13 protein-coding genes are annotated in these 11862 nt (G+C 70.1%); 4 read left to right on the top strand and 9 right to left on the bottom strand.

The genetic code is table 11. The annotated features are described in order from the left end of the window. Positions 1–16: 16 nt before the first annotated feature. Both HDA41_RS28725 and HDA41_RS28720 read left to right on the top strand, forming a co-directional pair. Entirely contained in the window at positions 17–1138 is a 1122-nt protein-coding gene (locus tag HDA41_RS28725) for an LOG family protein (protein WP_184988796.1), read from the top strand. 147 nt (positions 1139–1285) lie between these two features. Next, positions 1286–2011, top strand: a complete 726-nt coding sequence (locus HDA41_RS28720) for an LAETG motif-containing sortase-dependent surface protein (protein ID WP_184988793.1) — start codon at positions 1286–1288, stop codon at positions 2009–2011. A 68-nt stretch (positions 2012–2079) separates the two neighbouring features. Here HDA41_RS28720 and HDA41_RS28715 read toward each other — a convergent pair whose 3' ends face one another. The 6 genes from HDA41_RS28715 to HDA41_RS28690 all read right to left on the bottom strand — a co-directional run bounded on the left by HDA41_RS28715 (position 2080) and on the right by HDA41_RS28690 (position 8628). Continuing rightward, positions 2080–2916, bottom strand: coding sequence for a maleylpyruvate isomerase family mycothiol-dependent enzyme (locus HDA41_RS28715; RefSeq protein WP_184988790.1), 837 nt, complete (start codon positions 2914–2916; stop codon positions 2080–2082). 25 nt (positions 2917–2941) lie between these two features. Further along, on the bottom strand, positions 2942–3961 hold the full coding sequence (locus tag HDA41_RS28710) for an ABC transporter ATP-binding protein (protein WP_184988787.1): 1020 nt from the start codon (positions 3959–3961) through the stop codon (positions 2942–2944). Beyond that, positions 3961–5640 carry an ABC transporter permease gene (locus tag HDA41_RS28705; RefSeq protein WP_184988785.1) on the bottom strand — a complete coding sequence of 560 codons (1680 nt, stop codon included), beginning with the start codon at positions 5638–5640 and terminating at the stop codon, positions 3961–3963. The genes HDA41_RS28710 and HDA41_RS28705 overlap by 1 nt, the downstream gene beginning before the upstream one ends. After that, positions 5616–6704, bottom strand: coding sequence for a thiamine ABC transporter substrate-binding protein (locus HDA41_RS28700; protein ID WP_184988783.1), 1089 nt, complete (start codon positions 6702–6704; stop codon positions 5616–5618). The genes HDA41_RS28705 and HDA41_RS28700 overlap by 25 nt, the downstream gene beginning before the upstream one ends. A 221-nt stretch (positions 6705–6925) precedes the next feature. Continuing rightward, the gene (rlmN, locus tag HDA41_RS28695; protein WP_184988780.1) at positions 6926–8032 is read right to left on the bottom strand and encodes a dual-specificity RNA methyltransferase RlmN; all 1107 of its coding nucleotides are present in this window, start codon (positions 8030–8032) and stop codon (positions 6926–6928) included. Positions 8033–8283: 251 nt separating this feature from the next. Then, complete coding sequence (locus HDA41_RS28690) at positions 8284–8628, bottom strand: hypothetical protein (RefSeq protein WP_184994197.1); 345 nt, start codon at positions 8626–8628, stop codon at positions 8284–8286. Between the two features lie 375 nt (positions 8629–9003). Between HDA41_RS28690 and HDA41_RS28685 the strand changes: the two genes are divergently transcribed. After that, the gene (locus HDA41_RS28685) at positions 9004–9159 is read left to right on the top strand and encodes a hypothetical protein (protein ID WP_184988778.1); all 156 of its coding nucleotides are present in this window, start codon (positions 9004–9006) and stop codon (positions 9157–9159) included. A gap of 143 nt (positions 9160–9302) precedes the next feature. Continuing rightward, complete coding sequence (locus HDA41_RS28680; RefSeq protein WP_184988776.1) at positions 9303–9479, top strand: hypothetical protein; 177 nt, start codon at positions 9303–9305, stop codon at positions 9477–9479. A 63-nt stretch (positions 9480–9542) separates the two neighbouring features. On the opposite strand, the gene HDA41_RS28675 is transcribed toward HDA41_RS28680, so the two are convergent. The 3 genes from HDA41_RS28675 to frr form a co-directional block, all read right to left on the bottom strand. Continuing rightward, complete coding sequence (locus HDA41_RS28675; protein ID WP_184988774.1) at positions 9543–9992, bottom strand: SRPBCC family protein; 450 nt, start codon at positions 9990–9992, stop codon at positions 9543–9545. A gap of 160 nt (positions 9993–10152) precedes the next feature. Next, positions 10153–11280: a phosphatidate cytidylyltransferase gene (locus HDA41_RS28670; protein WP_184988771.1), complete on the bottom strand. Its 1128-nt coding sequence runs from the start codon at positions 11278–11280 to the stop codon at positions 10153–10155. Further along, positions 11280–11837, bottom strand: coding sequence for a ribosome recycling factor (gene frr / locus HDA41_RS28665; protein WP_031120910.1), 558 nt, complete (start codon positions 11835–11837; stop codon positions 11280–11282). Before frr ends, HDA41_RS28670 begins: the two co-directional genes overlap by 1 nt. Positions 11838–11862 lie beyond the last annotated feature (25 nt).

Here is an 11862-nt window from a genome sequence, read left to right as displayed (position 1 = left end):
GTGCCAGCATGGGCGGGTGCAGACGATGCCCGCCCATGCGGCCCACCACGACGACCGTGAGATCGAGACGCTGGAGGAGTTCGACGCGACCGTCTCGGCGCGCGGCACGCTCGCCGGTCACCGTGTCCAGGCCGTCGACCTGACGGACCGTACGCGCGAACTGCTCACCACGGAGACGGCGGGCGCCGTCTTCCTCGGCTGCGCGATGCGCGAGGAGGCCGCCGCGAAGATCCGCACGGACGGCGCCCTGGTCTTCCCGCCGGTCCCGGACCTGCCCTTCGACCCGTACCGCGGCCACGTCTACTCGCCGGACGAGCTCTTCGAGTCACTGGCGGACGGCTACGAGGCCACGCCCGACGCCCAGGCCTACGCCTGGTTCCAGCGCACGAAGGCGGACGGGGACATCCACGCCTCCATGCTGCGCGCGGTCCACGACGACTCCGTCTCGGACGCCCTCGACGAACTCCTGTCCAGCGCCCGGGTCGTGGGCGTGATGGGCGGCCACGCGATGGCCCGTGGCACGCAGGAGTACGCGGGGGCGGCGCGGCTCGGCCGGGAGCTGGCCCGTGCCGGTTTCACGGTCGCCACCGGCGGCGGCCCGGGCGCGATGGAGGCCGCGAACCTCGGCGCCCACGCCGCCCCGTTCGGCGACGAGATGCTCACCGAGTCGCTCGAACTGCTCTCCAAGGCACCGCACTTCACGCCGTCGATCACCCAGTGGGCGACGGCCGCCTTCGAGATACGCGCGCGCTGGCCGCACGGCGGGCGTTCCGTGGGGATCCCGACCTGGTTCTACGGCCACGAGCCGCCGAACGCCTTCGCGTCGCACATCGCCAAGTACTTCGCCAACGCCACCCGCGAGGACGGCCTGCTGGCCCGGTGCAACGCCGGCGTGGTGTTCCTGCCGGGGGCCGCCGGCACCGTACAGGAGATCTTCGACAACGCGACGCCCAACTACTACGAGTCGCGGGGCGAGCCGACGCCCATGGTGCTCGTGAACCGCGCGCACTGGACCGAGAAACTGCCGGCGTGGCCGCTGCTGCAGTCGCTGGCCAGGGGCCGTTCGATGGAGGCGCGGATCGCGCTGGTGGAGCGGATCGAGGAGGCGCCGGAGGCGTTGAAACGTCTCGGCGGTTAATAAGCTGGCAAAGCAAGTGCTTGCAGGCTGCATATGCGTTGACACTACTTATGCGGTGCTTATAGACCTGTGAGCCTCCCGGTAGTGCTGATGTTCCGTCAGCATCGCCTCCACCCCCCGCATTTACGCATCCTGTAAAGGACAAACGTGGCAGTTCTGTCCGTATCCCGCCGTACGGCTTCGCGCCGTACCGTCGCACGTTCCGTGCGGATCCTCGGTGTCGCCTCCGCATCGGCCGCGCTCGCGCTCGGTGCCGCCGGCAACGCGCTCGCCTGCAACATCAACGAGTTCTCTGCCGAGGCGAAGTGCGACGGCGACAAGGGCGTCATCACGGTCACCGACGTGGACCCCGCCGGCGTCCCGGCGACGGTCACCGTGTACCTGCAGAACAACGGCGCCGACGCCAAGAAGGTCGGCGAGCAGGTGGTCAAGGGCTCGCGCGAGGGCACCACCATCACCTTCACCGAGGACTGGAAGCCGAACGCGGAGTACCGCATCCACGTCAAGGCCACTCCGTACGTCGACGAGGACATCAAGCCGAACCTCGTCACCCCGGCCACCGCCTGCAAGAAGGAGGAGGAGCCCCCGGCGACCCCGCCGGCCACGCCGACCCCGTCGGCCTCCCCCTCGAAGCCGGCCGAGGAGACCGAGACCCCGGCCGACACCCCGGCTCCGGCGCCGTCGGAGAGCGAGAGCACGACGCCGGCGGGCAACGCGCCCGCGCCCGCGGCCGGTGACTCCAACCTCGCCGAGACCGGTGCCGACTCCAACACCGGCATCATCGCCGGCATCGCGGCGGCCCTGGTCGTCGTCGGCGGCGGCGCGGTGTTCTTCGGCATGCGCCGTCGTGGGGCGAGCAGCAGCGACAGCTGACGCCCGCGCATCACGGCCGGTGGTGGCCCGTCCCCTTCGTGGGGGCGGGCCATCGCCTGTTCCCGGCCCTACCCGAAGGTCGCCCGCTCCAGCCAGAACTCCAGCAGCTCCCGCTCCCCCAGCACTTCCAACTCAGGGGCGTCCAGCGGCAGCCGGCGGTAGAACGCGAGCAGCACGGAGGTGAGCGGCCCGCGCAGGGCGACGGTGGCCTTCTCGTGGCCCCGGCGCCAGGTGACGCCGGCTTCAGTGAGTTCGATGACCCTCCCCCACCCTTCGGACGGGGGGACCCTCATCTCGCTTCGCTCGGCCTTCGGATCGGCGCCGGTGTCGGTGGCATGCAGGTGGATGCTGCGGCCCGGGCCGCGCAGTTCCCGCGCCGCGTCGTGCGGCGCCGTCCGCTGCACGTACTCGACGATCTGGAGCCACTCGTCGATCGCGTCGGCGGCCACGTCGGGCGCGACCTCGTAGGGCAGTCCGGCGGCGAGCGTGGCGTCCGCGCGGTGCACGGTGATCTCGTGCGTCATCCGGCGGGCCCAGAACCCGGAGTTGAGGATCCCCGCCCAGCTCCACACCTTCGTGTCCGGTCCGGCCTCCCGCAGCGCGGCGACGACCTGCTCGCCGCCCTCCGCCAGCCATGCGTCCAGTACGGCGGCGTCGCCCCGGGTTGCGGGTCCGGCGAGGCCCGGCACCCGCTCCTCGGGCACCTCCTCCTCGGCCCGGGTCCGCACGATGAACTCCACCCAGCGCAGGGCGCCGCCCATGTGCCGGACCAGGTCCTCCAGCGACCAGTCCGGGCAGGTCGGCACGGTGCCGGACAGCTCGGCGCCGGACGTCACCACGGACCTCAACCGAGCGACCTGGTGGGCGATTTCGTCGCAGTAGCGGTCGTGTGCGAGTAGCGTCATGCCTCGCACACTAGGGCTGGTCCGGTCAGTCGAGCACGGCGATTTCGGCCGCGTCGAACTCCACCCCGACCTCGTCCCCGGTCTCCGGCGCCGCCCGCAGCGCGCATGCCGCCTCCAGACGCGGGGCGTCCTCCGGCTGGAGGTGGACGGCGACATGGGTGCCCTTGAAGGTGCGCGCGGTCACCGTGCAGCGCAGGCCCGTGCCGGCGGGCACCAGGCGCACACCGGAGGGCCGCACGAGCAGGGTCCGCGTGCCCTGCGGGGCGCCCTCCGGCACCGGCACCTTGCCCCACGGCGTGTCCGCGGCCTCCGCGCCGACCGTCGCCTCGACGACGTTCTCGAAGCCGAGGAAGCGGGCCACGAACGCGTCCGCCGGCCGCTGCCACACCTCAAGAGGCGTACCGGACTGGGCGATCCGCCCGTCCCGCATCACCACGACCCGGTCGGCCAGCGCGAAGGCCTCCCCCTGGTCGTGCGTCACGGCGAGCACGGTCGTGCCCAACCGGCCGAAGAGTTCCCTCAGTTCGACGACCAGACGCTCCCTGAGCGACCGGTCGAGCTGCCCCAGCGGCTCGTCCAGCATCAGCAGCCGGGGGCTCGGCGCCAGGGCCCGGGCCAGCGCCACCCGCTGCTGCTCCCCGCCGGACAGCGCCGCGACGGCCCGGCGGGATGCGCCCGGCAGGCCGACCAGATCCAGCAACTCCTGTACGCGCTCGCCCTGTTGCCGCTTCGACGCCCCGTGCATACGCAGCCCGAAGACGACGTTGCCGCCCACGTCCCGCTGTGGGAACAACTGGTGGTCCTGGAACATCAGCCCGACCCCGCGCCGGTGCGCGGGCACGCCCGCCTGGTCGCGCCCGTCGAGCGACACCCGCCCGGAGTCGAGCGGCTGAAGCCCCGCCACCACCCGCAGCAGCGTCGACTTGCCGCTGCCGCTGGGCCCGAGCACGCACACGATCTCGTGCTCGGCGACCTCCAGATCGACGGCGTCCAGCACCGCGCGCCCGCCGAAACGGACCGTCGCGCCCTGCAGAGCCAGCAGCATCAGAACTCCCCGGTCCGGTCGGTGCGAAGCCTCTCCAGCACCAGCAGCGCCACGGCGCACACCACCATCAGAATCGTCGAAAGGGCCATCGCCTGGCCGTAGTTGAGCTCCCCGGGCCGCCCCAGCAGCCGGGCCACGGCCACCGGCAGCGTCGGGTTGTCGGGACGCGCGATGAACACCGTCGCCCCGAACTCCCCGAGCGACACCGCGAAGGCGAACCCTGCCGCGATCAGCAGCGCCCGCCGCACGATCGGCAGATCCACCTCGCGCCACACCCGCCAGGGCGAGGCCCCCAGCACCGAGGCCGCCTCCCGCAACCGCGCGTCCACCGCCCGCAGCACGGGCAGCATCGTCCGCACGACGAACGGCACACCCACCAGCGCCTGCGCGAGCGGCACCAGGATCCACGTGGACCTCAGATCCAGCGGAGGCTCGTCCAGGGCGATCAGGAACCCGAAGCCGACGGTCACCGCGGACACCCCGAGCGGCAGCATCAGCAGCGCGTCGAAGCCGCGCACGAACCGCCCGGCGTCCCGGCGGGTGAGCGCGACGGAGGCGAGGCCGCCGATCAGCACGGCGATGAGGGTGGCGGCGACGGCGTACGCCAGGGAATTGCCGATCGCCTCGATCGGCGCCACGAGGAACACCCCGCCGTCGTCCCTGGTCAGGGCCCGGTAGTAGCCGAAGCCGGGCGCGTCCAGGGACCGCTGCACCAGCACGGCGAGCGGCAGCAGGAGCAGCACGACGACGGTGACGAGTACCCCGCCCAGCAGCGCCCACTGCCCGGTGCCGCGCGGCCGGCGCGCGGTCACGGACGGATCCACCAGGCGCAGCGCGGTCTCCCGCCGCCGTACGGTCCAGGCGTGCAGGGCGAGGATGGCGCCCACCGCGACGAACTGGATCAAGGTCAGCACGGCCGCCGTGGACAGGTCGAAGATCTCCGACGTCTGCCGGTAGATCTCCACCTCCAGGGTCGAGAAGGTGGGCCCGCCGAGGATCTGGACGACACCGAAGGAGGTGAAGGTGAACAGGAAGACCATGAGCGCGGCGGCGGCCACGGCGGGCCCGAGCGCCGGCAGCGTGACCTGCCGCCAGGCCCGCAGCGGCGACGCGCCGAGCATCCGCGCGGCCTCCTCCTGCCGCGGGTCGAGCTGCGCCCAGAGCCCGCCGACGGTGCGTACGACGACCGCGTAGTTGAAGAAGACGTGCGCGAGCAGGATCGCCCACACGGTGGTGTCCATCCGCACGCCCCACAGCTCGTCCAGCAGCCCGCCCCGCCCGACCAGCGCCAGGAAGGCCGTACCGACGACGACCGTCGGCAGCACGAACGGCACGGTCACCACCGCCCGCAGGACCTGCTTGCCGGGGAAGTCGAAGCGCGCGAAGACGTACGCGCCGGGCAGCGCGATCAGCAGCGTGAGCGCCGTCGAGACGATCGCCTGCCAAGTGGTGAACCACAGGACGTGCCGGACGTCGGACTGCGCCAGCACCTCCCCGATCCGCCCGAGCTGCCAGACTCCGTCGACCTTCAGGCCGCGCGCGACGATCGCGGCGACGGGGTAGGCGAAGAAGACCGCGAAGAACGCGACGGGCACGGCGATGAGCCCGAGCCGCGCCGCGCTCCCGCGCCGGTCCTTGCGGACGGCTGCTTCGGTTACCTCAGTACGAGCGAGGTCCACGACTTGACCCACTGATCACGGTGGTCGGCGATCTTCGCCGGGTCCATGGTCTCCGGGTCCTTCGCCTGAGGCCCGTACTTCACGAAGTCCGGCGGCACCTGGGCGCCCTCGCGCACCGGGTACACGTACATGTTGAGCGGCATGTCCTCCTGGAACCGCTCGCTGATCAGGAAGTCGAGGAACGCCTTGCCGCCCTTGGTGTTCTTCGCGTTGCTCAGCAGCCCGGCGTACTCGACCTGCCGGAAGCAGGTGCCCTGCGCGACACCGGTCGGTGCCGTGGTGGGCTTCGGGTCGGCGTAGACGACCTCGACGGGCGGCGAGGAGGCGTACGACACCACGAGCGGCCGGTCCCCCTTGGCCTTCTTGCCGCTGGCCGAGCCGGAGAACTCCTCGTTGTAGGCCTGCTCCCAGCCGTCGACGACCTTCACGCCGTTGGCCTTGAGCTTCTTCCAGTAGTCCTGCCAGCCCTCGTCGCCGTACTTCGCGGCGGTGCCCAGCAGGAAGCCCAGGCCGGGCGAGGAGGTGGAGGCGTTCTCGGTGACCAGGAGATTCTTGTACTGGGGCTTGACCAGGTCGTCGAAGCTCCGCGGCGGGTCGAGCTTGTGGTCGGCGAAGTACTTCTTGTCGTAGTTGACGCAGATGTCGCCGGTGTCGACGGGCGTGACCCGGTGCTTGTCCTGGTCGGCCCGGTACTCCGGCGCGATCCGGTCGGAGCCCTCCGCCTCGTACGGCTGGAACAGGCCGTTGTCGAGGGCGCGGGACAGCAGAGTGTTGTCGACGCCGAAGAAGACGTCGCCCTGTGGGTTGTCCTTGGTCAGGATCGCCTTGTTGACGGCCTGTCCGGCGTCGCCGTCCTTGAGGACCCTGACCTTGTAGCCGGACTTCTTCTCGAAGGCGGCGATGACGCTCTTGGACGCGGCCCAGGAGTCGTGGCTGACGAGGGTCACGGTCTTCGAGTCGCCGCCGGCCCCCTGGTCGCCGCCGGACGACCCGCACGCGGCCAGGCCGCCGACCATGCCGAGGCCGACGGCCACCGCCGTCAGCCGCTTCTTGGTGATGCTCACTGGATCCCTCCTGGAGTGACCAGGAAGAGACGCGGCCCTGCCCGGGACCCCTGGCGGGTGTCCCGAGCAGGGCGCAACAGCTCGAGTGACGACCGATCTCCCTACCCAGAATGACCTGGGCGAGGTTCAGAGGGTCTGCGGCCGGTGCCGCACTCTCAGCGCTGTGGCGCTCCCCTGTCGGAATATGCAGATGTACTTACAACGTACTTACGCCGGTCAGACTACCGCTCGGTCGCGGCGAGCTGACCACACGCCCCGTCGATCTCCTGCCCACGGGTGTCCCGAATCGTCACCGGCACACCATGCGCGGCGATCGCCTCCACGAACGCCTTCTCGTCCTCGGGCCGCGAGGCGGTCCACTTCGAGCCGGGTGTGGGGTTGAGCGGGATCAGGTTGACGTGCACCGGCCTGCCCTTGAGCATCCGTCCGAGCCGGTCACCTCGCCACGCCTGGTCGTTGATGTCCCGGATCAGCGCGTACTCGATGGACAGACGCCGCCCCGACTTCGCCGTGTACTCGAACCCGGCGTCGAGCACCTCGCGCACCTTCCACCGCGTGTTCACGGGGACGAGGGTGTCGCGCAGCTCGTCGTCGGGGGCGTGCAGCGAGATGGCGAGGCGGCACTTGAAGCCCTCGTCGGTGAAGCGGCTGATGGCCGGGACGAGGCCGACCGTCGAGACGGTGATCCCCCGCTGCGACAGCCCCAGCCCGTCGGGCTCGGGTTCGGTGAGCCGGCGGATGGCTCCCACGACCCGGTTGTAGTTGGCGAGAGGCTCGCCCATACCCATGAACACGATGTTGCTGAGCCGCGCGGGGCCTCCGGGAACCTCCCCGTCGCGCAGGGCCCGCATCCCGTCCACGATCTGGTGCACGATCTCGGCGGTGGACAGGTTCCGGTCCAGACCCGCCTGTCCGGTCGCGCAGAACGGGCAGTTCATGCCGCACCCGGCCTGGCTGCTGATGCACATGGTCACCCGGTCCGGATACCGCATGAGCACCGACTCGACGAGCGTCCCGTCGAACAGCCGCCACAGCGTCTTGCGCGTGGTGCCCTGGTCGGTCGACAGATGCCGGACGACCGTCATCAGCTCGGGAAGCAAGGCCTCCTGGAGTCTGCCGCGGGCACCGGCCGGGATGTCGGTCCACTGCTCCGGGTCGTGCGCGTACCGCGCGAAGTAGTGCTGAGAGAGCTGCTTGGCACGAAACGGCTTCTCACCGATGGAGGCGACGGCCTCCTTGCGCTCGGCGGGCGTGAGGTCGGCGAGGTGCCGCGGCGGCTTCTTGGCTCCGCGCGGGGCGACGAATGTGAGTTCTCCGGGCTTAGGCATGGCTGTACCAGTGTCGCAGATCAAATCTCGTGACCTGCGGCCGAAGGCTCGCACGACGGTCAGCCGTAGGACATTGTTGATCGCGGAATGCGGCAGGGCCTCCTGGTGCCGCTCGACTGGATTGGCAATCCCGAGCTACCAGGAGGCCCTGCCTTCCTGCATCAACCGAGGATGAGGCCCATCAGAGCCCCAACCGCTCGATCACCAAGTCCCGTTAACGCCAGGGCAACGGGTTGTGGCAGTGACCCCGGTCAACTGTCCGAGTCACCCGGCAGTTCGCCGCAGGTTGCTGTGGCGTCGCCGCCCTGACCCCCGTCGCCCCCGGTGGCGGAAACGTTGACCTCGTTCGTCTGGGTGTTGGTGCTGTCCGTCTGGTCACCGACGAAGATTATGAACTGGTTGATGTCGTTCGCGTTGGCGGTCGCCGAGCCGCCCGCGCCGCCCTCGCCACCGTTGGCCGTGCTGCTGGTGCACGGGTGCGGGTCCTTCGGGTCCTTCGGGTCCGTCGTGTTGTTGGCCTGAGCGGTGCCCGCGCCGATGAGGCCGACCGATCCGAGCATGGCGACCACGACGAACGCCCTCTGAAGCTTGCGCATGAGGTCTCCTACTTGTGCGATGAGGATCACGGTGATCCCCATTACTGGTTGCAAAGTCGAGACTATGGACGGTTACAACGCAAAGCAGGTTTTAAATACTCCATCCGCGCGGATGCGGGCAAATATGCTGAAGAGTGCCGCAATCGAGCCGGTGCGCCTGTGCAGGTAGACGCGAACGCGCTCACCATTGTGACCATGCGGTAGATCGTGGCGCTCCCGCCGAGTGCCGGATACAGCTCGGCGTGATCGATGATGCCGAGGTGTTCCCGCGCCGACGGAGCGTCGACTGACCTGCGACGGCCGCATCGCAGGGTGGTCGTCGACGGCCATCGCTGGTCGCTGTTGGCGGCCCTCGGGCGGCCCAGCAACGGGTGCGTGACTTGGTACAACGCGGGGCCCAGAGGGTTCCCGGGGTTCCCGGGGCCCAGCGTTCATCACGGCGGTGAGGTCGCCGCGGACTTCGTGATCCTCCTGCGCGGCGACGAGGAGCGATCGGCCGACGGCCGGCACACGGGCGTGTTTCTCGCCTGACGACGGGGTTGCTGCTGCCTGAGCGCTCCGGCAGCAGCAACCCGACACCCCGGCCACCCACCGGCCCGACCGCCTGTCGCACCGCAGGGTGCACGCTGGGACGCGGGGACGACCCGCGAAGAAGGGATCAAGAATGACCCGGAATGCGCACACACCTACGGAGGGCTGCCCATCACCTCGGGCTGCCGGTACGTCGTGGCGAGCAGGAAGCGCGGATGCTCGCCCACAACGCTCGCACGGCAGCCGAAAGGGCCCTCACCCCCGAGCAGGCCGCCCGGTTCGAGCACGAGGCGTACGCCGTCGTCACCCGGCGCGCCTGACACCACTACCTCCGGGGTTGACCATCGGCCCCGACAGGCACGCAGGGCAAGGCCCAGCAGCCCCTACTCGCCCGTGTGCTCCAGCCGGTCCTTGAGGAGCTGTTCGTTGCGGGGAAGTTCCTTGCGGACCTGGGGACGTACGACGAGCGGGACGAGGATCTTGCCGACACCGTGGCCCTCGAAGTCGACCTCGATCGTCACATGGGAGCGCCGGCCCTCGTCGAACGGCTCGACCTCGCCGTGCACTCGCGCCCGTACGGGGCCGTCGACACCCCGCATGCCCCAGCTGTGCGGCGGGTCGTACTCCGTGACCTCCATGGTCATCGGCATGACCCGGCGGCCGACGTGCCGGATGACCCGCATCCGGGAGCCGACTCCGACCGGCCCCTCGTCGAGGCGTTCCGCGGACACGGCGCTCAGCTGCCACTCCGGCAGCCGCAGGGCGTCCGTGGCGTAGTCGTAGACGTCCTCGGGTCGCCGGTCGACATCGATGGTCTGTCGAATGCTGGACATGATGTCCCCCTTTGCGGCGTACACCTGAATCGTCCCACTTGGTGACGCGGCAGGCACCTGCGCACAACAACAGCGAGCCCCCGCCGACCCTCGGACGGGAGCTCGCTGCAAAAGCCGCAAAGGCCACAAAAGCCGTGACGGCCGTAAAAGCCGTATCGCCTCAGCCGGACCCGACGAAGAGCACGAGCAGCAGCCACACCACCGGAGCCGTGGGCAGCAGCGAGTCCAGCCGGTCCATGATGCCGCCGTGCCCCGGCAGCAGCGTGCCCATGTCCTTGATGCCGAGATCCCGCTTGATCATGGACTCGCCGAGGTCGCCGAGCGTGGCGCTGACCGCGACCGCGAGACCGAGCACCAGGCCCTGCCACCAGGCACCGCCGTCGATGAGGAACTCCAGGCACAGCGCCCCCGCCACCATGGCGAAGGCGATCGCGCCGAGCAGTCCCTCGCGGGTCTTGCCGGGACTGATGCGCGGCGCGAGCTTGTGACGGCCGAAGCGCCAGCCGACGGCGTAGGCGCCGGTGTCGCTGACGACCGTGAGAAGCAGGAACGTGAGCACCCGCTGCGGACCGTCGCCCGCCGTCAGCATCATCGCGACGAAAGTCGCCAGGAACGGCACGTAGAACGCCGCGAAGACGCCCGCCGTGACGTCCCTGAGGTAGTTCTCGGGCGGTTCCGTCATGCGCCACACCAGCACGGCCAGGGCCGTGAGCGCCATGGCGACCCAGGCGCCCTCGGCGCCCCTGACGTACCCGGCGACGACCATCGCGGCACCGCCGAGCGCGAGCGGCACGAGGGGCGCCCGGATGCCCTTGCGTTCCTCCAGCCGCTTGGTCAGCTCCCACAAGCCGACCACGACGGCGACCGCGATCACGCCGACGAACACGGCCTTGACGACGAACAACGACGCGACGATCACCGCGCCGAGCCCGACGCCGACCCCTATCGCGGCACTCAGGTCGCGACCCGCGCTCTTCTTCTGCGGCTTGGGTGCCGGCTCTGCGGCGTCGGGCATGGGCTCCGGATTCATCTCGTTTCGGACCGGGGAGCCGCTCAGCCGAGCGGCCCCCCGGTCGTCATCCTGGTTTCCGCCGTATGCGGCTACGTCGGGCACGATGGGCATGGGGCGAGTCTGAGGCGCGTCATGCGCATCGTATGCGGGACCCGCCGGAGCGGCTCCCTGGACGTGCCCATGGCCAGGGCTGTGGGCGTGCCCCTGGCCATGCCTTTGGTCGGTGGGCCCCCAGTACCCGGCCTGTGGCGGCGCCCCCCAGGAAGAGTCGTTCATCAGACCTCGAGCAGCTCCGCTTCCTTGTGCTTCAGGAGCTCGTCCACCTGCGCGACGTACTTCGCGGTGGTGTCGTCGAGCTCCTTCTCCGCACGGCGGCCCTCGTCCTCGCCGACCTCGCCGTCCTTGATCAGCTTGTCGATGGCGTCCTTGGCCTTGCGGCGCACGGAGCGGATGGAGACCTTGGCGTCCTCACCCTTGCTCTTGGCGACCTTGATGTACTCGCGGCGGCGCTCCTCGGTCAGCTCGGGGAACACCACCCGGATGATGTTGCCGTCGTTGCTCGGGTTGACGCCCAGGTCCGAGTCGCGGATGGCCTGCTCGATGTTGCGCAGCGCGCTCTTGTCGAACGGGGTCACCACGGCCATGCGCGGCTCGGGCACCGAGAACGAGGCCAGCTGGTTGATCGGGGTCGGCGCACCGTAGTAGTCGGCCACGATCTTGTTGAACATCGCCGGGTGCGCACGGCCGGTGCGGATCGCGGCGAAGTCCTCCTTGGCGACCACGACGGCCTTCTCCATCTTCTCCTCGGCCTCGAGGAGGGTCTCTTCGATCACCACTTGCTCCTGCGTGTCTTGAGTA

Source organism: Streptomyces caelestis (assembly GCF_014205255.1).
Classification (GTDB): domain Bacteria; phylum Actinomycetota; class Actinomycetes; order Streptomycetales; family Streptomycetaceae; genus Streptomyces; species Streptomyces caelestis.
The sequence above is the reverse complement of the archived record's forward strand: the minus strand, read 5'-3'. Positions and strand labels throughout refer to the sequence as shown.

What these genes read in the sequence shown, in the direction of transcription:
- HDA41_RS28715 (WP_184988790.1), bottom strand. Translation starts at nt 2,916, where the DNA reads ATGACGCTACTCGCACACGACCGCTACTGCGACGAAATCGCCCACCAG.
- HDA41_RS28675 (WP_184988774.1), bottom strand. Translation starts at nt 9,992, where the DNA reads ATGTCCAGCATTCGACAGACCATCGATGTCGACCGGCGACCCGAGGAC.
- rlmN (WP_184988780.1), bottom strand. Translation starts at nt 8,032, where the DNA reads ATGCCTAAGCCCGGAGAACTCACATTCGTCGCCCCGCGCGGAGCCAAG.
- HDA41_RS28670 (WP_184988771.1), bottom strand. Translation starts at nt 11,280, where the DNA reads ATGAACGACTCTTCCTGGGGGGCGCCGCCACAGGCCGGGTACTGGGGG.
- HDA41_RS28690 (WP_184994197.1), bottom strand. Translation starts at nt 8,628, where the DNA reads ATGCGCAAGCTTCAGAGGGCGTTCGTCGTGGTCGCCATGCTCGGATCG.
- HDA41_RS28710 (WP_184988787.1), bottom strand. Translation starts at nt 3,961, where the DNA reads ATGCTGCTGGCTCTGCAGGGCGCGACGGTCCGTTTCGGCGGGCGCGCG.
- HDA41_RS28680 (WP_184988776.1), top strand. Translation starts at nt 9,303, where the DNA reads ATGCGCACACACCTACGGAGGGCTGCCCATCACCTCGGGCTGCCGGTA.